Below are 19387 nucleotides of genomic sequence, written 5' to 3'. Positions count from 1 at the left end.
CGACATGAGCCTCTTCCTCGCCTATGGCGCCGCCCTGCTGGCCACGCTGTGCCTGGCCGCCTGGCTGACGCCGCGCAGCTGGTGGCGGCGGGCGAATGCGCGCGCGCTGGCGGTGCTCGCGGGCGGCACGCTGCTGATCGGGACCCTGCTGCATGCGCTGTTCGCACCAATGCAGCAGGCAAAGCCCGCGCCACTCTCCGCCGCACAGGGGCAGCTGCCGGTCCCCGGCGCCCGCTACCGCGCCTGGGACAACCTGAACTTGCGCTCGGACGTCGGGGTCGGATCGCGCCGCCTCGCGGTGCTGCCGGCGGGCGCGCAGGTGACGGCCAGCGGGCGCCACCAGGGCGACTGGTGGGAAGTCAGCGCGACCGTCGAGGGACGGCGCCATCAAGGATGGGCGAGCAGCCTGTGGCTGCGCCGCGCCGACGAAGCCGGCTCACGCTTCTTCCAGGCGCATCGGATTGAAGAACAGGCCCTTGGCGCACTGGGTCGGGCCGACCCGCACGAAGCCGAACGCCTCGTAGACCGGCACCGCGAAATTCGATGAGTTGACGGTGAAGGCGCCGTCGCCGCCGGCCGCCAGGGCGTGCGCACGCGCCGTCTCCCACAGGGCGCGCGCCAGTCCGCGCCGGTGCCAGCGCTTGCCGACGAACAGGTGGAACAGGTGGCTGTTGTCGCGCATCGCCACGAAACCGGCCAGCTCGCCGTCGACCAGCGCCACGTGGTAGACGTGGCCACGCGCCAGGAAGCCGCGCACGCCCATCTCGTCGTTCTCGGCGAGGAAGGTGGACGCCCCTTCCGGCGGCGACTCGTGCACGATGTACTCGCGCGCGAGTTCGCGCAGCAAACCGGCGACGGCGGGGATATCCGCGGAGACGAGCGGTCGGATCAGCATGACGTCGATCGTAAATATGTTGGGGAACTCCACGATAGCATGGAACGTCATTTCCGTACGGCAATTCATTCGCCGCCTCGCCGCCCCGTGTTCAGGTGTACAGTAGCAAACTTGCCAAGACCTCCCGACCGATGCCGTCCGCCCACGATCCGCTTGCCGATTTCCAGTTCTCCCCGCGTTATGAGGTGGCGGTCGCCAGCAGGCGCGGCGCCGGCCCGCTCCAACGTCCCGAAAACCAGGACAACTTCCTCGTCATCGATGCAGCGGGCGCCGCCGCCTGGCTCGACAACCAGGAAGTGCGGCGCGCCATGGTGGCCGGCTGGCCGGCGGGGCACGGCCGCGTCGCCGTACTGGACGGGATGGGCGGCCACGGCCATGGACGCGAAGCGGCCGAGGCCGTGGTCGCGGGACTGCTGGCCATGCCGCCCTGCGGCACGGGCGAGGAACTCGCGCGCCGGCTTGACGCCCTGCACGCCCAGCTGCAGCAACGGTTCTCGTTCGAGTCCGGCGCACGGCCCGGCACCACGCTCACCATGCTCGAACTGCCGGCCGGCGGCGCGCCGATCCTGTACCACGTCGGCGATTCGCGCCTGTACGAAATCGATGCCGGTCACGCCAGGCCGCTGACCGTCGACCACGTGCCGGCGACGGTGGCGGCCCTCAGCGGGCGCATCGACGAGCGCGACTGGTGGCGCCAGGTGCACGGCGGGCACACGCCCCAGATCGCCCAGGCCTTCATTCTGGGCAATGCCTTCAGCCGGCCTTCCCAGCTGTCCGATCCCCTGTATGAACTGTCGGAACGCAAGCTGCCGAGCTGGCTCGGCGGCATGGCGGACCGCCGCGTGCTGACCCTCCGTCCGGACGCGCTGTACCTGCTCGCCACCGACGGTTTCTGGTCCTGCGCGACGCCGGACGGTTTCGTGGGCGGCTGGCCCGCCCTGCTGGCCGGCGCGCCGGATGCGGCCGCCGCGGTCGACCGCCTGTTCGCCGCCATGGAGGACGCGCCGCCACCCGGCCTGCAGCCGGACAACCTGACCGCGCTGGTCCTGCGACCCCGCTTATCCCCTTCGGACGAGACCGCCCTGCCGAGCAATGCCCTGAGTTAATATATTCCTAACGGAAAATAATGTTGTTAATCAACGAACTCGGTGCGCCGCCCAGCCGTAAAACAGGCTAAGCTTGCAAGGTCTTCGAAAATCGTCCGCCCATGAGCCGCTGCCGCAATCCCGATCATCCGCACTGCACCGTCTGGGTCATGCCCGGCGAGGCCGCGTGCGCGCACGGGCATGCGCAGCCGGCCATATCGCATGCCCCGGATGCCGCGGAAGCCGCGAACAAGGCCCCGGCGCCGGCCCTGCCGGCCAGCTTCGACATCATCGGCGCCCTGCGCGCCGGCCGCGCCGCCGCAAGCGGCCCGGCGCCGCAAGCGCCTGCCGCAGCGCCGGGCCTGCAACGTCCGCAGCTGCACATCAGCGGCTTCGACCCGCGCGCCGCCGGCGGCCGCCAGGCGATCAAGCTCGAACTGCGCGGCATGCCCATGGATTGCGCGGCCGAGGTCCGCATGCTGGTGCGCTCCAGCCTGCGCCTGCGCGACGGCGAACATGTTGCCTTTCACCGCACCTCGCGCGGCGACTGGCGCCCGGTGTTCCTCGAGTTTTCCTCGCGCGGCCTGGAACACGGCCAGTACCGCATCGAGATCGAGCTGCACAGCCGCCATCCGCAGCACGCCGGCGCCTCGCGCACCTGGACCTGCTCGCCGGTGATCCTGGTGCCGCGCCTGGACGCCAGCCTGGGCGAAATCCACCAGACCTTCCTCGCCACCCACAAGAACGTGCGCGTGATGGCCGACGACGCCGGCATCGCGCGGGTGCAGGCGCCGGGCGGCGGCCGGGTCGACATCGACGTCACCGCGCGCAACGCCTCGATCGCCAACGTCGACCTGCGTGACCCGCGCGAGAGCGTCGGCAAGGTCGACCTGGCCATGTCGAGCATCGCCTGGGACGAGGACCTGATCGAAATCGACGTGCCGCAGACGCCCGCCGGCCACCCCTGCCCGGCGAGCAGCGCCTGCCTGGTGCAGGCCGAGCCCGATTCCAGCAGCCAGCGCCACCTGCGCCTGTTCGCCCTCGACGAATGCGTGCTCGGCCGCTTCGAGGAAATCGAACCGGAAGCCGACCTCCTGCTCATGCACCACGGCGAGCATGGCGAGGACCGCGGCGGCCTGACCCGGCGCCTGTCGGGCCGCCACGCCGTGATCCGCCAGGGCCGCCACGGCTTCGAGATCGAGGACGTGTCGCGCTACGGCCTGCTGCTGGACGGGGTCTGGCCCGGCAAGCACACCCCGGTGCTGCTGCGGCTCGGCATGCGCATCGCGCTCACCGCCAGTATCCGCGGCGTGGTCGAGCTCGAAGTGACGGCCCTGCTGCCGCACGGCGTGGTCCTGCACCGCGCCGACCTTGGCGCCCGCGCCGAATGCTTCATGGTGCTGGCGCCGGAACGCGATCCGGCGCACGAGATCGGCAAGCAGACGGCTGCCTCGCCGCGCGCGGCCGGCCTGCCGACCCTGTTCCACCGCGACGGCGGCTTCTGGCACCGCGACCCGGTCAGCGGCCAGGAAACGCCGCTGGCGCCGGGCGTGGCGCTGGATCGCCTGCGCGGTTTCGGCCAGCAGCTGCGCTTCGCGGCGCAAGCCTATCCGGAAACGCAGACGCGCGTCCGGGTGCCCCGCGCGGGGGAACGCCGGCGCGTGCTTCCTGCCTGGCTCGACGCCTGAAACCTGACGTTCATACCGTCAGAGGCTGGCGGGGCGAAGGATCAGGAAAATCAGTGAAACGGCAGCCAGCAGCGCTCCCTGCAGGGCGAACACGATGAACGGTATCCTGAGGTGCTCGGGGATCTTCATGACGCATCCTTTCGTCTGCGTCACGTTAAAACCGATCGGCGCGCCGTAGTTCCCGCGTACCCAGGCAGTTTCAGTCGGCGCGCGGCGCCTGCTGCTTCCACGCCGCCGGCCAGGCCGGCAGCGGGATGCGCTCGGTCTCGCCAGGCACCGGCACGAAGGCGTCCGCTTCCCAGTCGCGCGCGGCCTGTTCGATGCGCTCGCGGCTGCTCGAAACGAAGTTCCAGAAGATGTAGCGGCGCCCGTCCAGCGGCGCCCCGCCGACCAGCACGAAGCGCGCGCCTTCGGCCGACGACACCGTCACTTCCGCACCCGGTTCCAGCATGGCCATGGTATTGCCGGGAATCGCCTCCCCGTTTACCGCGATGGCGCCGATCGGCGCGTACACCGCGCTCTCTTCCGGCAGGCCGCCCAGGTCGATCGCTCCGCCCGGCGCCAGCTGCACGTCCAGGTACAGGGTCTGGCTGAAGGTCGGCACCGGCGAACTCACGCCGAAGGCGCTGCCGACGAGAACCCGCACCGTGGCGCCTTCGAACGACACTTCGGGGATCTGGTCGGCCGGCGTGTGCGAGAACGCGGCCGGCGCCTCCTCGTGCTCGCGCGGCAGCGCGGCCCACAGCTGCAGGCCGTGGGTGCGGCGGGTGCGCTCCAGCAGGTCCTCGGGCGTGCGCTCGGAATGGACGATGCCGCTGCCGGCCGTCATCCAATTGATCGCGCCCGGCTCGATGCGCTGCTCGGTGCCGAGGCTGTCGCGGTGCATGATCGCGCCTTCGAACAGATAGGTCACGGTGGCCAGGCCGATGTGCGGATGCGGACGCACGTCGTGGCGCGCACCGGGCTGGGCTTCCACCGGGCCCATGTGATCAAAAAAGAGGAAGGGCCCGACCGACTGGCGCGCCGCCGCCGGCAGGATGCGGCGCACGGTGAAGCCGCCGCCGAGGTCCTTGTCGTGCGATTTGAACAGGTGGGCGATGGCCATGGCGATGTCTCCGATGTGAACAATACGTCAACTGTACACCACCCCGCAGCGCTGTGCGCGGATCGGCCGGTCCCTACATCAGCTCGCGCACGACACGAAAACCGACGATATCGTTGGACAGCACGCTGGAGAATCCATTGCGCAGCGCCGCGCGCAGGTAGCGCGGGTTGTACAGCCAGGAGCCGCCGCGCAGGATGCGGCGCGCCGGGTCGCCGCCTATTTCCCAGGCGCTGCCGTCGCTGGGGGCGCCGTCGTAGTTGTCGTGCACCACGTCCTGCACCCATTCCCACACGTTGCCGTGCATGTCGAACAGGCCCCAGGGATTGGCCGGGAACATGCCGGACGGCGTGGTGCCGCCGCGGTAGGCGCCGCGCGGGCCGCCGTTATAGGTGAAGGTGCCGTCGTAGTTGGCCTGCTCGGGGCTGATGCTGTCGCCAAAGCTGAACGCGGTCTTGGTGCCGGCGCGGCAGGCGTATTCCCACTCGGCCTCGCTCGGCAGGCGGTAGCGCTTGCCGGTGGCGGACGAGAGCCAGGCCAGGTAGTGCTGGGCGTCGTGCCAGGTGACGCCGACCACCGGGTGGGCGTCGGTCTGCGGGAAGCCCGGCGCGGACCAGTCGACCTCACCCAACGGCTCCCAGCCGCTCGCCTTGACGAACACGCGCCACTCGCCCACCGTGACCGGATAGCGTCCCATGGCGAAGGGCCGCTCGATACCGACCCAGCGCTGCGGGGTCTCGCGCTCCAGCCATTTTTTCTGGGCGCCCGCCGCCATCGCGATCTTCCGCTCATGTTCGTGGGATCCCATCTGGAAGCGCCCGGTGGGGATCAGGACCAGCGAGGGGCCGCTGCCGGCGCCGTCCAGAAACGGGTCGCACAGCACGCCGTCGCCGTCGGCCACCGGGCTGCCAGGGGTCGGCATGAGCCTGGCCAGGTCCTCGGCGCTGCGGGCGGCCTGCAGTTCGCGCGCACGCTTCTGCTGCGTCAGGTAGAGCGCGGCGGCCTTGGCCTGGGCCGCCTTGCGCTGGGCCTCTTCCTGGGCCAGGCGCGCCTTGGCGGCCTCCTCTTCGCGCTTGGCCAGCAGCTGCCGGCGCAGGGCGTCCTTCCTCGCCTCGCGCGCGGCCTCCTGCGCGGCGCGGTCGGCGCGCTGGCGCTGGCGCTCTTCTTCCTTGCGCCGCAGCTCGGCCTGGGCGCGCGCGGCGGCCAGCGCCTGCTCGCGCGCCTGGCGGCGCGCGGCCAGTTCGCGCTCGCGTCGTTCGTGCTCGACGCGCAGGCGCGCTTCCTCGCGCGCGCGTTCTTCTTCCGTCGGGCCGACGCCATCGCGGATGGTGTCGAGCAGTGCGCGCACGCTGGCCGGACGTGCGCCCGGGTCGCGCGCGAAGCCGGCGCGCAGCGCGGCCCACTGGCGCGGGGCCAGCCCTGCGGGCGCTTGTCCGGCCGCGGGCGCGGCGCCCAGCATCCGGCACACCATCATCGCGACCGCGTACACGTCCAGCGTCCGCGCCGGCACGCCATCCGGGGCGCCGGCTTCCGGCGCGCGGTAGCCGCTGGTGCCGGAACTGGCCGGCGCATCCATGGGCGACGGCGCACGCGCCCGCGCCGCGATGCCGAAGTCGAGCAGTTTCACCTCGCCGCGGCGGGTGAGAAAAACGTTGGCCGGCTTGATGTCGCGGTGAACCAGGCAGTGCTTGTCCCAGGCGTAGTCGAGGGCGCCGGCGACCGGCTCGAGCAGCGCCAGCACGCGTTCCAATGGCAGGCTGCCTTCGCGCGCCAGCAGGCTGTCGAGGTCTTCGCCCTCCAGGCATTCCATGATGATGAAGTAGCTCGCCGTGGCCGGGTCCTGGGCCCATTCGTAGACGCGCACGATGTGTTCGTGCGCCAGGCGGCGCGCGCGGGTCGCTTCCTGGATCAGGAGCTTGGCGTGGCTGGCGGACTGGGTCAGCTGGGGCGGCAGGATCTTCAGCGCGACCTGGGCGCTGTGGCCCAGCTCCGCATGGGTGGCGAGGTCGGTGGCCTGCCACACCTGGCCCATGCCGCCGTGGGCGATCAGGCGCTCGAGGCGGTAGCGGCGGTTCTGGGGGCCGACTTCCTGGCCGACCATCAGGCCGATCTCGGTGCCGACGCGCACCGGCAGCGCCTCTTCCAGCGCATCGGCCGCGGGTGCGTACTCGGCGTCGAGGATCGCGTTCTTGCGCAGGTCAAATTCCTGCCGGCTCAAGAGGCCATCCTCGTGCAGCGCACGCAGCGCGCGGATCTTGTCGATGGCCGATTGCATTGCTTCCTTCAGGATTGCAAGGGCGCGCCGCAGGCGCTGCAGAAGCGCTCGCCCTCGCGCATGGCGTGGCCGTGGCTGCAGCGCGGCGCGGCCACGCCCGCGGCGACGGTCAGCAGTTCCACCTGGTGCCGGCGGTCCTTGTCGACTCCGCCGTCGCGCCGCGCCTGTTCGCGCGCCACCAGCTCGAGGGCGTCTTCAAGCGTCAGCTTGCCGGCGCCGGCCACGGCGGCCAGGCTTGCCAGCTGGTCCGCGTCCATGGTGGCGTGCACGCGCGTCTTCATGAAGTCGTTCAGGAGCGTGGCGTTGGGCACGGCGGCCAGCGCCAGTTTCGCGCTGTCGTCCATGGCGGCGAAGGCATCCAGCTCGCTCAGGCGCAATGCATGGCGGCGCTCCTCGCCCTCGAGCGTCACGCCTTGCTGCGCGCGCGCCTGCATCGCTTCGAGCTCTATCGTGCGCCGCAGCTTGTCCTGCTGGGCGGTGCTGCGCGCGGTCTCGATGGCCAGGACGGCCTGCGCATCTTCCCACTCCTGCAGGCGCTCGGCTTCGCGCCGGCGCGCGGTGTTGGCCAGCACCAGCAGCTGGTGGCGCGCCACGTGTTCCTGCTCGTCGATCTCGCGGCCGCGGCGCGCCGCATCCGCTTCCATCCGGCGCAGGCGCACGAGTTCAGCCTGCTTGCGCGCGCCATCCTCGATCAGGGCCGCCTGCTCCAGCTTGTGCCGGATCTGCTGCTGCAGCAGGGTTTGCGAGAAGCGCTGGCGCGCGATCGCCTGCGCCTGCCGCGCGTCCTGCTGGGCGACTTCGAGTTCGCTGCGCATGCGCACCTGGGCCAGCGCGCGCAGGTGCTGCCACGCCAGGGCCTCGTCGCGACGCCCCGCGCTCTTCTTCGCCAGTTCGTGTTCGAGCTCGGCCAGCACGTCGCCCGCGCCGCGCTCGAGCGCCTGCTTGCGCGACTGGGCGTCGAGGATGCGCGCATACAGCTCGATCTGGCGCGCGCGCACCGCGTGGGCGCGATCGGCGCCCCGCAGCGACTGTTCGGCGCGCGCGATCGCATCGTCCTGGCGCAGCTCGGCCTCGCGCTGGCGCACCCGGGCCGCGGCCTCGGCGCGGCGCAGGCGCTGCCATTCCTCGGCGTCGTACAGCTCGTCGAGGTGCTTGCGGTGCTCGACCTGCACGTGGCGCTCGTCGACCGCCAGCCACAGGCTGCCGACCCTGGCGCGGTTGGCGTCGTACTTGTCGTGGCGAAGTTCGACCGTGTCGACCTTCACCACGGCGAGGCCGTATTCGGCCAGCAGCAGCGCGAGGCCGCCCTGCAGGCGCGCGTCCAGCTGTTCGCGCAGCCCGGCGTTGCCGGCCATGTCGCGGATCGAGCGCGCGCCGACGAATTCTTCCAGCAGCTGGCGTACCGGCGGTGTCAAGAGTTCGCGCAGTTCGGCCACGCCGATGGTGCCCGGCTCGGTCATGAAATGGCGCGCAAAGGCGGGCACGTTCTCGATGCGCAGGCTGACCGTGAAGCGCGCCGTCACCGCCAACTGTTCGCTGGTCAGCACATCGTCGAAGGTGAAGGCGACCGGCAGCGCGCCGGTGCGGGTAACCAGGATCTCGGCGTGCTGGTCGCGCAGCAGGTGGTTCAGGCGCGTGAAGAAGCCTTCGATCTCGTACTCTCCCTGCGGCACCTCGGTCGCCTTGTCGCCCTGCAGGATATAGGCGCGGCTGGTGGCCGGCACCCGCAGCGTCTTGACGAACACGCCCGACAGCGCGCGCACGCCGAAGAACACGGCCAGCTCGTCGGGGCCCGCGACCCAGCGGTTATCGACCAGCACCGGCGCGCCGCGCGGCGCGCTCATTCCGACATGCTCCACCATATGCGGCTCCGTTTCGTTCCGTACCAGCGACTGCTTCGAGTTTACCAAGGCCGGGACCCCATCATATGATGCCGATCCGGTCCACGCAGGCCACGCTGGCGCCTTGCGCCTTTACCTGCGCGCGCCAGTCGGGCGTGAGTTCCGTTTCCCAGGCGCGCGGCAGCAGGATGCGGTCGCCCGCCGCGGCCTCGCGCAGCAGCAGCGCGCACTTGGCCGCCACGCCGTCCACGTTCTCGACCTTGCCCGCATGCCAGCTCGCCGACTGGCCGCTGGCCAGCAGGCGCCCGCGCGGCAGGAAGTCGCGGCCACGCGCCATGCGGTCGGCCATCACCAGGGCCAGCTCGTAGGAGCCGCCCTGGAAGCGCGCATCGGCGAAGCGCACGGTGGTGCGCCACTGCTTGTTGCCGCGCCCGTCGTGATGGCGCGCCGCCACCAGGACCGCGCGCACCCGCGCCTGCAGGGCCGCATCGGCGCCGGGGACCACGATCGTGGACTCTTCGTCCTCGCCCTCCGCCTGGGCCGGGCGCAGGTTCACCTCGACCCAGGCCAGGCTGTCTTCTAGTCCGCCGCTCACCAGCGGGAACCAGGCGCGCGCGGTCGACACGCCGACCGCCGGGTCCGGATGTCCGTGCAAGGCGCCCAGGTGCGGCAGGCCGTCCGCGCCGCCCACCAGCACGCCGAAGGGCACGGCGCCCAGGCCGTGGCCGTCGATGCGGCCCAGGTGCCAGGCATCGGACCAGCCGTTGGCCACCACCGGCACCTGCGGTTGATACAGTCCACGCACCATGCGGTCGGCCAGCACGGCGGCCAGCTCCCAGTCGCGTTCACCGTTACCTGGTGCGCGATCGAGGCTCAGCACGACCTGGGCCCGGCTGTCGAAGCGCGCCTCGGTGTGGCGCGCCAGGCGCACCACGGCCTGCATGCGTTGCGCCACTTCTAGCGCATCCGGCACGCTGCATTTGACTTCGGCGCGGCCGTCGCGCGGACGCACCGTGGCGGTGACGGTCAGGTAGCCGCCGTCCGATGTCATGCTGCGGCAGGTGACGGGTGCGCCGCTCATGCGTCTTCCTCCTGCGTGGCGCGGCGCGCGGCGCAGTCGCATTCGAGGTTGGCGACGATGCGGTCGGCCTCGTCCAGCAGGGCGATCGCCTGCGGCAGCGCGCTGACCGCCTGCTTCATGCGCGCCAGCAGGGCCCAGGCCTCGTCCAGCGCCGCCACCGCGCGCCGGCTGTGGCGCGCGCGGCGCAGCTGTTCGCTCCCCGCCAGGGGCAGGTTCGGGGCCGCCAGTTCCAGCGCCGGCATGGTGCCGGCCGCCAGGCTGACCAGGTCGAGCCGGCGCAGCAGGTCCTGGTGGCGGCGGAAGGTGGCGCAGTCCGGCGGCAGCACCGCCAGGCGCAGGCCGCACAGCACGCGCGGCAGCTCCAGGAACAGGCGGCGCAGCGCCTTGCGGTCTTCCAGGGCGGCGTCGAAGGCTTCCTGCGGGGCGGCGGCCGGCGCCGTCACCGGCTGCACCGCCAGGCGCGCCGCCAGCAGGGCCGCCAGGTCGCGCGCGGCGCCCAGGTCGACCGGCACGCAGTCGTCCACCATCACGCCGAAGCGGGTGTAGAGCAGCTGGTTGAAACCGGCGCGGAACAGGTTCCACTCCTCGAAGCTGGTGCAGGGCGGCAGCTCCAGGTTGCCCTGGGCCAGTTCGCGCTGCAGGGCAGCCTGCAGCTGCGCCACGAAGGCGTCAAGCGCCACGCGGGCGCCGCCTTCGCTGGCCAGGAACAGGTCGAAGCGCTGCTGGGCTTCGCGCGGGTCGGCGCCGTCGATGGCGAAAGCGACCTTCAGGCCGATCTCGGGCGCGGCGGCGAACGGCGTCAGTTCGCAGGCATAGGGCCCGGGATGGATGCACCAGGCGGTCTCGTTTTCCAGGGCATTGACGCGCGCGCCTTCGCTCAGGCGGCGGGTGTGGCCATCGCTGCTTGCCAGCACGGCGAAGCGTCCGTTCGGCACCGTGCAGCCGCGCGCGATCGGCAGCGCGATATAGGCCGCGCCCAGTCCCTCGAGGTCCGGGGCCGCCTGGCGGAACGGCTTGATGAACAGGTTCAGCATGCTAGCGACCGATCGGCTCCACCGTGAAGGCGCCGCCGTGGCGCGCGAAATGCCGGGCCGGGGTGTCGTCGAAAGGCCATGGGCCTTCGCACTCCCCGTCCGGGTCGAGCCGCCCTTCCAGCACCGTGTTGCCGGCGCCGTCGCGCACGCGCACTTCCTGCGCCGCCCGCAGGAGGCCCGGGGCCAGCCTGGATTCCGGGTCGAGCTGCAGGATGGCGCGGCCGGCCACCACGTGCAGGCGCCAGGCGCCGTCGTCGGTCACCAGCGCCTCGAACGGCGCGCCGCTGTCGGCCGCGCGCAGCAGGCCCGCGCTGCCGCGCCAGGCCGCCGGGCCGGCTGCGGCGCGCCGTTCCTGCGCCAGCACCGCCAGCCGGCGCGTGGTCAAGGGCGATGCCTGCAACGCCGCGCGTTCGCCGCTGGTCAGCGGCCGGCTGCCGTCCAGCGCGGCCAGCAGGGTCGCATCGAGCAGCACCAGGCGGTCCGCTTCCACGCGGCGTCCCGCCAGCAGGCGCGCCTGCAGCCTGCGGTCCAGTTCACTCAATCCCATCATCCGTCCTCCTTCATGCCCGCTTCCAGCCGGGCGATCGCCGCATCGCGCCGCTTGCGCAGGGTCGGCTGCGAGACCCCGTCCAGCAGCGCCAGTTGTCCCATGGTCGGCAGCTCGCCGGTGGCCGGGTCCAGCCATTCGGCCGGATAGCTGTCGTCGAACGGCCCGAACAGCTTCAGGTACACCGCCAGCCGCACCGGCAGCGAATCGCCGGCCATCGTGCGCACCGCCCAGCTGCCGCCGTCCTGCGCGGCCGCCGCCATCTCCAGGTAGCGGGGGGGCAGTGAAACCTGGCGCGCCAGCACCGCGTCCAGCACCGGGGCGCGCATGTCGGCCGGCGCTTCCTCCTCGACCACGGCATCCGCCTGGTCGAGCGCATCCTGGCGCGCTTCCAGGATCTGGTCGGGGCCGGGCGTCGATCCCTGCGCCGACTCGTCGAGCACGCGCCAGTAGTCTTCCAGCCAGGCGCCGGCGTCGTTCGCATCCTGCAGCCAGGCGCGTTCGCCGTTGGCGGACAGCGCCTCGTACTCGCCGATCTCGCCCAGCATCGCCTGGATTTTTTCCGGACTGGTCTTCAGGCTGGCGAAGCGTTTCGAGCGCGTGTGCAGCGGGCCGGGCGTGCCCTTGAGCGCCTCCAGCGTCTCGCTCCAGCGCAGGATCCACTCGGCGCGGCAATCGGCCACGCCGCGCAGGCGGCGCGCTTCGATCGGCTCGGCCTCGATGGTGCGGCCGAGGATGGCGCCGACCTGCGCCCGGTGTTCGCGCCAGCCGAACAGCAGGCGCGCCACCTCGGCATAGGCGGTATCGAGCATGCGGTAGGCGTACATGCGGTTCGGGCTGCAGGGGCGGCCGCATGCGGCCTGGTAGTTGTCGCTGTCGACCTTGTCGCGCAGGACGGCATACAGGTCGTTGAATTTCTTGCGCAGCAGGGCGTCGCCGCCCGGCGCTTCCCAGAACGGCCCCATGCGTGCATGCTCGGCCTGCACCGCCGCGCACAATACGGCCCAGTCGCCGGGGCGCGCCTGCAATTCGTAGACCAGGCTCAGGGCCAGCTCGAGGACGGTGTCGCCATAGCTGTTGCCCAGCAGGGCGCCGCGCCGGCCGCTCGCATGCAGCACGCGCGCGACGGCGTCGACGTAGTCCGCCAGCGCCGCCTCGCGGTCGGCGTCCAGCAAGACGGCGTGCCCCGTATGCGCGAGCGCCGCCAGCGAGCACTGCCCCAACAATTTACGGACCTGCTCCCACCCGTGCTCCTGGTACCGGGTTCCCGGCAAACGCATGTCTTCCTCATCCTGTAATGCACCCGCGCAGAGGCGGCTTGTCAACAGATGATGCCATAGAAACACACATTACAGGCGCGCAGCAGAAGGCCAATCCCCCTTTTATTCGGGGGACCGGGCCGCCATCGTGCGCAGCAGGGCGGCCACGACCGGGGCGGCGTGGGCGCCGCCGGTCAGGTCCGAGTGGCTGACGAAGGCCGCGAACGCCAGGCGCCGGGTCTGGCCGGGCAGGCTGCCGGGTTCCAGCCAGCCCATGAACCAGACCGTGCCCTGGCCGTCGGCGCCGACCGGGGCGGTGCCGGTCTTGCCGAACAGGCCGCCGCGCAGGCCGTCGAATTCCTTGCCGCGAAATGCCCCGGCCGCGGTGCCGCCGTCGATCACGCCCTTCATGCCGGCGCGGATGCGGTCCAGGCGCACGCCGAGCTCCGGGCCCATGCTCTTGTTGGCGGCGCGCCCGTCGAGCTCCAGCAGCAGGCGCGGAGTCACGGTCCTGCCCTGCCCGACCGCGGCCGCCACCAGCGCCATCTGCAGGGGCGTGGCCTGCATGCGCAGGCCGATCGCCATCTGGCGCACCTCGTGGCGCGTGAGGATGGGGTCGATCCGCGCGGCGCTGGCCTGCAGCGCATCCCAGGCGCTCCAGCGGAAGTCGCCCGGCAGCAGGCCGCCGTCGAGGCGCAGCGGCGCGCCGAAGCCGAGCCGGCGCGCCATGCCGTCGGCCGGCCGCAACCCGTCCAGCGCGCCCGGCTCGAGCGCGCGCACGCCGGGCACCCCGCCCTGGGCCGCGCCGCCCAGGCTGCGGTCGCCCAGCTCGGCGGTCCAGGCGAACCAGGTGTTGACGCTGTGGGTCAGCGCCTGCGCCAGGCCGAAGCGGCCCTCGACCGCACGCGCGCCGGCGAGCTGTTCGCGGAAGTTGGTGACGCGCGCGCCGCCCGTCTCGGGGTAGCTGGGCGCGCCGATATGGAAGGCGTAGCCGCCGTCACGCGCGACGGCGTCGATGGCGGCCAGCGGCATGCCGTCCAGCAGCCGGTCGAGCCGGGGGTCGCGGCGCGCGGCCTGCTCCAGCCCCAGGCTCGAGATCACCTTGAAGGTCGAGCCGGGCGCCCGGTGCGCGCCGCCGTCGTGCTGGAAGGCGGGCAGGCGCAGCGGGCTGCGCGCCGGATCGGCGCGGTCGAAGTCGCGCACTTCCTGCCAGCGCGCCGGATCGGCCTGGCCCATGCCGGCGCCGGCGGCCGCCAGCACGTCGCCGCTGCCGGCATCGAGCAGCACCAGGCCGGCCTGGCGGCCCGCCGGCGCGGCATGCGCGCCGCGGCACGTCGCGCCGTCCCAGCTGCCGCCGCGCAGGCCGATGCAGTCGAGCGCCGCCTGTGCCGCCGCCTGCAGGCGCAGGTCGAGGCTCAGCGACGCCGTGTGCGCCGCGCCCGGCACCCGCGCCAGCATGCCGGCCACGCTCGCTGCATGGTCGCGGTGCACGCCCAGCAGCGGACCGAGGCCGGCGGCGCGCGCTGCAAGGCTGGCGCTGCCGTCGATCCATAGCGGCTGTCCGTGGCGGTCCGCCAGGCGCACTTCGGCCAGCGCGGCGCGCTGCGGCGCAGCTTCCGTCGGCAGCGCCTGCCATACCGGCTTGCCATTCTCGACCCGCAGGTGGCGGTAGGCGGCATCGGCGCCATCCGCCAGCCGGCCCAGGTCCAGCGCCTCGATCTCGAGTTCGATCCGGCGCGCGCCCGGCATGGGCGACAAGCGCAGCCGCTGCACGGCGTCGCGCGCGGGGCAGGCGCGGCCCTCGCATTCGGCGCTGATCGCCAGCGTGGCGCCTTCCACCTTGCGCACGCGGCCGGCCAGCAGCAGCTCGACCGGCCCGGCTGCGTCGAGCGCCAGCCGCGCCGTCGAGGCGCCGTCGCCATGGTCCCAGGCCGCCACGCGCTGCCACGGCGCCCAGCCCTCCGGCAGGCGCGCGAACAGGCGCATCGCCGCCACCGGCAAGCCCTCGTCCAGGGCCACCGGCACGCCGCCCACGCTGGCCTGCCACGACCCATGCATGCCGGGGCGCACGCGCCAGGCCAGCAGGCGGCGCTCGCTATTGAAGATACGGACCTGCTCGCGCACGAAGGCGCCGTCGGCGCGGTAATACAGGCGGCCGAGCAGCTTGCGGCCGGCGTCGTCGAGAGCGAGGTGGTCCCAGCCGGGCAGCGGCGCGCGGTCGGCGCCATCCGTGCCCTGCCAGGCGGCCAGGTCGCGCGGCGCGAGTTCCAGCAGGCCGCCGCGGCCCAGGCGCACCAGGCCATGCGCCTGCAATTGCTGGAACAGCAAGGCGTCTTCGAGTCCGCGCGGCGCCGCCGCCGGCACGGCGTGGGCGCCGGGCGCCAGGCGCAGCGCCGGCGAGACGGCGCCAGGGCCGAAGGCCTGCACCAGCGCGCCGGCCGCCTCCCCCGGCGCGTAGCGCTGCACCAGCAGTTCCCCGGCCTGCGGACAGGCCGCACTGGCGCGGCGGCTCAGGCGCAGGGCGCCGTCGCGCCAGGCCAGCCAGCCGGTCTGTTCGATGCTGCCGGCGCCGCTCGCGCCGCGGCTGGCCACGCCGCCCGCGCTGTCGGCGATCCAGGCGGCGTTCCTGTTCGCCTGCCAGCGCACGTTCAAGGCGCCGCGCGCGTCGCCGCGCAGCTCGACGCGCGGCACGGTCGATCCTGGCGCGGCCAGCAGCACGTTGCGCGGCGGCGCGCCTGCGGCTTCCTGCAGCGGGTAGCCGATCCGCAGCGGCAGCAGGACCGGCCGGGCCGGGTCCAGCACCTGGGTGCACAGGTCGACCACGACCGGGGCGCCTGCGGTCATCCCGCTGAGCAAAAGCACCGCAGCACCGCCATGCTGTTCGACGACGGCGCCGGGCGTGTCCGGCACGTGCAGGGTGACGCCGCCCAGCAGCGGCTGCAGCGTCGCCAGCGCGCCGGCCGGGGCAGTCTCGAGCGACACCGACAACGAGCGCGCGGCGTTGATCAGGACGGCCGCGCCGAGCACGATGACGGCGAGCGCCAGCGCCGCCAGCAAGTTGATGCCGCGTCGTGGGGCGCGCAGTGGACGGACGCCCGCACGCAGGTTGCGGGCGCGCCGCCAGGCCGTGCGGCTGGCGGCGAGGTGGCCGGCGAGTTGTGCGAGGGTGGCGCTCATCGGGGTCCGCTTCTCAATGCGGCCCTCGGGGCGGACCGCTTCCCGGAGCGCTAGCGGGGGGCCGCTGAAAGCCCTGGCGCGCGCGCATTCGCGGGGGATTTTCGACCGCTCATTCCGCGTTTTCGTCGTCTCGTCGCATGTGGCTCGCGGCTTGGTAAGCCTTGGCCTACAGTGCACACATCGACAAACCACACGCAAGGAGAAACAGCATGAACATCATCAAGAACATGGAAGCCGTCTTCGTCGTCGCGATGGCCCTGGCAGTCCCCGGCAGCTACCTGCTGGACGGTATCCCGCAAGCCCGGGCCCGCACCTATACCGCTGACGCGGCGCAGATCGCCAGCGGCGACAAGGTGGCGGTCGTGACCGTCAGCGCCAAGCGCCTGAGCGCCGAAGACAAGGCCGACGGGAGCCGCGGATGAGCACCTCGGACCGGCCCGCTGTCGCAAGCAGGCGACAGCACAGCCGGTCCATTTGTATCACCGCGCTATACAGTTTTCAGCAGTACCTGTTTCAGATGTAACCCCAGGTTTCAAAGCAGGATTTCCAGCGCCGCCCCCGATATAGTGCGTTCATCCGCTTCACGGACCTGGAGACCGACATGCAATCCACGCACACCCGTACCCTTTCCCTCGCCGCCCTGATCGCCATCGGCGCCGCCTTCGCGCCGCTGCCGGCCCTGGCGCAATCCGATTTCCAACTCTACATCGGTTCGGCCCCGCCGGCGCCGATCTACGAGGTCGTTCCCGCCGCCCGCCACGGCTACGTCTGGGCGCCGGGCTACTGGGAGTGGCGCGGCCACCGCCACGCCTGGGTCCCGGGCCACTACATCGCCGCCCGACCCGGCTACGCCTATGCGCCGCCGATGTGGCGCGAACGCGGCGGCCGCTGGTATATGGAACCGGCGCGCTGGAACCGTTACGACCGCGACCGCGACGGCATCCCCGACCGCTACGAGCGCCGCGGCTATGCCCATGGCTACGGCGGCTACTACGACAACCGCGGCCGCGACTACTACCGCGACGGCCGCGGCCGCTATCGCGACAGCGACCGCGACGGCGTGCCGAACCGCTACGACCGCGACCTCGACAACGACGGCATCCGCAACGAGCGCGACCGCGACCGCGACGGCGACCGCGTGCCCAACCGTTACGACAGCCAGCCGAACAATCCCTACCGCCGCTGACCGCGAAGATCCGGGACGGACGAAGGCGCCTGCGGGCGCCTTTTTTCGTGTGCGCCGGACAAAGCGGTTATGCTTGTCGCCCATGACAGACGAAGCAGAAGCATTACTCCGGGCAGCCGCGTTCAAGGCCGAACTGGCCGCCAGCCGCCGCCTTGCCGAACGCAGCGGCATGAACGACACCGAGGCCCTGCGCGCCACCCTGGCTCATAGCGCCGGCGCGGCCGGGCTCGACCAGCTGCTGCGCGAACGCGCCGCCCGGCGCCTGCGCAGCGAACAGGCCCAGGACGCCCGCCGCGCGCTGGCCGCGGCGTCGCTGGCGCGGCGCCAGGCCGGCCCGGCCGCCGCCCCGCAGTGGCGCGCCTGGTTCGACGGCTCGGCGCGGCCGAATCCCGGGCGCTGCACGCTCGGCGCCGTGCTCGAAGGACCCGGCGGCGTGCAGGTCGAGCTGTCGCGCGCGCTCGGCTACGGCAACAGCAGCGAGGCCGAATACCAGGCCCTGATCGCGGTGTTGCAAGCCGCCGTCGAGCACGGGGCGGTGGCGCCGGCGATCCAGGGCGACAGCCAGGTGGTGATCGACGACGTCCACGCGCCCGAGTCCGCCGCTGCCTCCAGCCTGCAGCCCTACCGGGCGCAAGCGCGCGCCCTGCTGGCGCGCCTGCCCGGCGCCACGCTGCGCTGGATCCCGCGCCACAAGAACGGCCGCGCCGACGCCCTGTCGCAGCGCGCGGCCACCATCGATACCGAAGAAGAATCGCATGCAGGAACCGAAGACTGACCTCGCCACCTGGCGCCCTCGCCTCGCGGCCCTCGCCGCCGGCTCCAGCGGCGGCGACGGCGCCCACGACAGCACCCACCTCGAGCGGGTCTGGCACAACGCGCAGCTCCTGCTTGAACAGCACCCGGAAGCGGATGCGCTGGTGGTGATGGCCGCCTGCTACCTGCACGACCTGGTCAACTTGCCGAAGGACGATCCCGAACGCGACCAGGCCTCACGCCGCTCGGCAAAACTGGCGCGCCACCAGCTCGCCTGGATGGATTTTCCGCCCGCCCGGCTGGACGCGGTGGCCCACGCCATCGAGGCGCACAGTTTTTCGGCCAATATCGCTGCCGAGTCGCTGGAAGCGAAGATCGTGCAGGATGCCGACCGCCTCGACGGCCTGGGCGCTGTGGGTCTGGCGCGCATGTTCTACATCGCGGGGCGGATGGGGAGCAGTCTGGCGCATCCCGACGATCCGCTCGGACTGGAGCGCGAATACGACGACCGCCGCTATGCGCTCGACCACATCATGGTCAAGCTGGCCAGGCTGCCGGGAATGATGCAAACAAGCGGCGGCCGCGCCCTGGCCGAGGAACGGCTGGCGCGGCTGCTGGACTTCAGGCAGGAATTCGCCGCCGAGGGCGGCGCCTGAATCAGCGCTTGGCGGCTGCCTTGCGGCGCGCCGCGATCAGGCCGGCGAGGCCGAGCGCGGTGAGGCCGAGGGTGGCCGGTTCCGGCACGTCGCCGCTCGCAGCGTCGACGCCGAAGGTGAGGTCGTCCAGGGCGATGTCGGCTGCCTGGCCGAAGAACACCACCGAGCGCGCGAAGCCTTCGAAAGCGATGCTTGCTTTGGTGAAGTTGCAGATCAGGTTATTGAAGTCGCGGCAAGCTGCGGAGTTGGCGCTCAGGTCCAGCGTTGCCAGCAGTTCGCCGGTCCCGTTCTGTCCTTCGTAGATATTGACGTAGCCTGCAGAGAGGGCGCCGTAGAATAACGAGAACCCTTTTTCGAAGCCGCCCAAGACAGTGATGGCAGTGTCGTTCCCGTCGAGCCAGGTCGCGACAGTCGTGCCCGATGGATTGTTGACGAAGAGGCCACTGCCGCCTGCGTCGGTGTCGATCATTCCCAGGAACGAGGAGCCGAAGACGATGCCGTGATCGGCGCCGCTGGCGCCGTTCGTGTCGGTCCCGCCGGCGTAGTAAGTGTCGATGTTATGAATATCGCCCACGCCTTCGAAGCTCAAGGTAATCGGCGCGCCAACCGCATTGCCGGCAGCGAGGGTAGCGGCGACGGCGCAGGCGCCGGCAATCTTTTTCAGGTAGCTCATGTTTTTTCCCTATTATTTGGACGATGGCCATTTGGCGCTTCCTGTCCAGCAGGAAACGTGCCAGATGCGCCGCAAGGGGCATGAGCGCGTGTCAGAATCAAAAATGACTACTATGTGTCAATTTTCTCGACGCAA

17 protein-coding genes are annotated in these 19387 nt (G+C 71.8%); 7 read left to right on the top strand and 10 right to left on the bottom strand.

The genetic code is table 11. The features are described 5' to 3' along the window. Positions 1-4 precede the first annotated feature (4 nt). Positions 5-547 (top strand): SH3 domain-containing protein, encoded by a 543-nt coding sequence (locus LQ564_RS09095; RefSeq protein ID WP_231057783.1) that lies wholly within the window; start codon positions 5-7, stop codon positions 545-547. Here LQ564_RS09095 and LQ564_RS09090 read toward each other — a convergent pair. Further along, a complete protein-coding gene (locus LQ564_RS09090; protein WP_231057782.1) occupies positions 437-895 on the bottom strand; it encodes a GNAT family N-acetyltransferase in 459 nt (152 codons plus the stop codon). The genes LQ564_RS09095 and LQ564_RS09090 overlap by 111 nt on opposite strands. Positions 896-1026: 131 nt before the next feature. Between LQ564_RS09090 and LQ564_RS09085 the strand changes: the two genes are divergently transcribed. Both LQ564_RS09085 and LQ564_RS09080 read left to right on the top strand, forming a co-directional pair. Continuing rightward, positions 1027-2001 (top strand): PP2C family protein-serine/threonine phosphatase, encoded by a 975-nt coding sequence (locus tag LQ564_RS09085; protein ID WP_231057781.1) that lies wholly within the window; start codon positions 1027-1029, stop codon positions 1999-2001. Between the two features lie 101 nt (positions 2002-2102). Then, positions 2103-3668, top strand: a complete 1566-nt coding sequence (locus tag LQ564_RS09080; protein WP_231057780.1) for an FHA domain-containing protein — start codon at positions 2103-2105, stop codon at positions 3666-3668. 199 nt (positions 3669-3867) lie between these two features. Here the strand turns inward: LQ564_RS09080 and LQ564_RS09075 are convergent, their stop codons facing one another. From LQ564_RS09075 to LQ564_RS09040, 8 genes are all read right to left on the bottom strand, one after another. Beyond that, positions 3868-4773: a pirin family protein gene (locus LQ564_RS09075; RefSeq protein WP_231057779.1), complete on the bottom strand. Its 906-nt coding sequence runs from the start codon at positions 4771-4773 to the stop codon at positions 3868-3870. A gap of 73 nt (positions 4774-4846) precedes the next feature. Next, positions 4847-7045 carry a bifunctional serine/threonine-protein kinase/formylglycine-generating enzyme family protein gene (locus LQ564_RS09070; RefSeq protein ID WP_231057778.1) on the bottom strand — a complete coding sequence of 733 codons (2199 nt, stop codon included), beginning with the start codon at positions 7043-7045 and terminating at the stop codon, positions 4847-4849. An 8-nt stretch (positions 7046-7053) separates the two neighbouring features. Then, positions 7054-8889 carry an SPFH domain-containing protein gene (locus tag LQ564_RS09065; protein WP_231057777.1) on the bottom strand — a complete coding sequence of 612 codons (1836 nt, stop codon included), beginning with the start codon at positions 8887-8889 and terminating at the stop codon, positions 7054-7056. Between the two features lie 79 nt (positions 8890-8968). Further along, entirely contained in the window at positions 8969-9967 is a 999-nt protein-coding gene (locus tag LQ564_RS09060) for a hypothetical protein (protein WP_231057776.1), read from the bottom strand. After that, positions 9964-11001: a hypothetical protein gene (locus LQ564_RS09055; RefSeq protein ID WP_231057775.1), complete on the bottom strand. Its 1038-nt coding sequence runs from the start codon at positions 10999-11001 to the stop codon at positions 9964-9966. Before LQ564_RS09055 ends, LQ564_RS09060 begins: the two co-directional genes overlap by 4 nt. A gap of 1 nt (position 11002) precedes the next feature. Continuing rightward, entirely contained in the window at positions 11003-11551 is a 549-nt protein-coding gene (locus tag LQ564_RS09050; RefSeq protein WP_231057774.1) for a hypothetical protein, read from the bottom strand. Next, positions 11548-12828: a hypothetical protein gene (locus tag LQ564_RS09045; protein WP_231057773.1), complete on the bottom strand. Its 1281-nt coding sequence runs from the start codon at positions 12826-12828 to the stop codon at positions 11548-11550. The genes LQ564_RS09050 and LQ564_RS09045 overlap by 4 nt, the downstream gene beginning before the upstream one ends. 102 nt (positions 12829-12930) lie before the next feature. After that, complete coding sequence (locus LQ564_RS09040; protein ID WP_231057772.1) at positions 12931-15984, bottom strand: penicillin-binding transpeptidase domain-containing protein; 3054 nt, start codon at positions 15982-15984, stop codon at positions 12931-12933. A gap of 209 nt (positions 15985-16193) precedes the next feature. Here LQ564_RS09040 and LQ564_RS09035 point away from each other — a divergent pair, with 209 nt between their 5' ends. The 4 genes from LQ564_RS09035 to LQ564_RS09020 all read left to right on the top strand — a co-directional run bounded on the left by LQ564_RS09035 (position 16194) and on the right by LQ564_RS09020 (position 18579). Then, positions 16194-16406 (top strand): hypothetical protein, encoded by a 213-nt coding sequence (locus LQ564_RS09035; RefSeq protein WP_231057771.1) that lies wholly within the window; start codon positions 16194-16196, stop codon positions 16404-16406. 179 nt (positions 16407-16585) lie between these two features. After that, the gene (locus tag LQ564_RS09030; RefSeq protein ID WP_231057770.1) at positions 16586-17170 is read left to right on the top strand and encodes a YXWGXW repeat-containing protein; all 585 of its coding nucleotides are present in this window, start codon (positions 16586-16588) and stop codon (positions 17168-17170) included. Between the two features lie 82 nt (positions 17171-17252). After that, positions 17253-17945, top strand: a complete 693-nt coding sequence (locus LQ564_RS09025; protein ID WP_231057769.1) for a ribonuclease HI family protein — start codon at positions 17253-17255, stop codon at positions 17943-17945. Further along, positions 17926-18579 (top strand): HD domain-containing protein, encoded by a 654-nt coding sequence (locus tag LQ564_RS09020; RefSeq protein WP_231057768.1) that lies wholly within the window; start codon positions 17926-17928, stop codon positions 18577-18579. Before LQ564_RS09025 ends, LQ564_RS09020 begins: the two co-directional genes overlap by 20 nt. A 1-nt stretch (position 18580) precedes the next feature. Here LQ564_RS09020 and LQ564_RS09015 read toward each other — a convergent pair whose 3' ends face one another. Continuing rightward, positions 18581-19252 (bottom strand): PEP-CTERM sorting domain-containing protein, encoded by a 672-nt coding sequence (locus tag LQ564_RS09015; RefSeq protein WP_231057767.1) that lies wholly within the window; start codon positions 19250-19252, stop codon positions 18581-18583. Between the last annotated feature and the right edge of the window lie 135 nt (positions 19253-19387).

The sequence above is a fragment of the Massilia phyllostachyos genome, assembly GCF_021044825.1.
GTDB lineage: Bacteria > Pseudomonadota > Gammaproteobacteria > Burkholderiales > Burkholderiaceae_D > Telluria > Telluria phyllostachyos.
Note: the sequence above shows the minus strand (reverse complement) of the source record. Positions and strands in the feature narration are given on the sequence as shown.

Excerpts from the sequence above, each read along its gene's own strand:
- LQ564_RS09095 (WP_231057783.1), top strand. The coding sequence starts at position 5 with ATGAGCCTCTTCCTCGCCTATGGCGCCGCCCTGCTGGCCACGCTGTGC.
- LQ564_RS09090 (WP_231057782.1), bottom strand. The coding sequence starts at position 895 with ATGCTGATCCGACCGCTCGTCTCCGCGGATATCCCCGCCGTCGCCGGT.
- LQ564_RS09085 (WP_231057781.1), top strand. The coding sequence starts at position 1,027 with ATGCCGTCCGCCCACGATCCGCTTGCCGATTTCCAGTTCTCCCCGCGT.
- LQ564_RS09080 (WP_231057780.1), top strand. The coding sequence starts at position 2,103 with ATGAGCCGCTGCCGCAATCCCGATCATCCGCACTGCACCGTCTGGGTC.
- LQ564_RS09075 (WP_231057779.1), bottom strand. The coding sequence starts at position 4,773 with ATGGCCATCGCCCACCTGTTCAAATCGCACGACAAGGACCTCGGCGGC.
- LQ564_RS09070 (WP_231057778.1), bottom strand. The coding sequence starts at position 7,045 with ATGCAATCGGCCATCGACAAGATCCGCGCGCTGCGTGCGCTGCACGAG.
- LQ564_RS09065 (WP_231057777.1), bottom strand. The coding sequence starts at position 8,889 with ATGAGCGCGCCGCGCGGCGCGCCGGTGCTGGTCGATAACCGCTGGGTC.
- LQ564_RS09060 (WP_231057776.1), bottom strand. The coding sequence starts at position 9,967 with ATGAGCGGCGCACCCGTCACCTGCCGCAGCATGACATCGGACGGCGGC.
- LQ564_RS09055 (WP_231057775.1), bottom strand. The coding sequence starts at position 11,001 with ATGCTGAACCTGTTCATCAAGCCGTTCCGCCAGGCGGCCCCGGACCTC.
- LQ564_RS09050 (WP_231057774.1), bottom strand. The coding sequence starts at position 11,551 with ATGATGGGATTGAGTGAACTGGACCGCAGGCTGCAGGCGCGCCTGCTG.
- LQ564_RS09045 (WP_231057773.1), bottom strand. The coding sequence starts at position 12,828 with ATGCGTTTGCCGGGAACCCGGTACCAGGAGCACGGGTGGGAGCAGGTC.
- LQ564_RS09040 (WP_231057772.1), bottom strand. The coding sequence starts at position 15,984 with ATGAGCGCCACCCTCGCACAACTCGCCGGCCACCTCGCCGCCAGCCGC.
- LQ564_RS09035 (WP_231057771.1), top strand. The coding sequence starts at position 16,194 with ATGAACATCATCAAGAACATGGAAGCCGTCTTCGTCGTCGCGATGGCC.
- LQ564_RS09030 (WP_231057770.1), top strand. The coding sequence starts at position 16,586 with ATGCAATCCACGCACACCCGTACCCTTTCCCTCGCCGCCCTGATCGCC.
- LQ564_RS09025 (WP_231057769.1), top strand. The coding sequence starts at position 17,253 with ATGACAGACGAAGCAGAAGCATTACTCCGGGCAGCCGCGTTCAAGGCC.
- LQ564_RS09020 (WP_231057768.1), top strand. The coding sequence starts at position 17,926 with ATGCAGGAACCGAAGACTGACCTCGCCACCTGGCGCCCTCGCCTCGCG.
- LQ564_RS09015 (WP_231057767.1), bottom strand. The coding sequence starts at position 19,252 with ATGAGCTACCTGAAAAAGATTGCCGGCGCCTGCGCCGTCGCCGCTACC.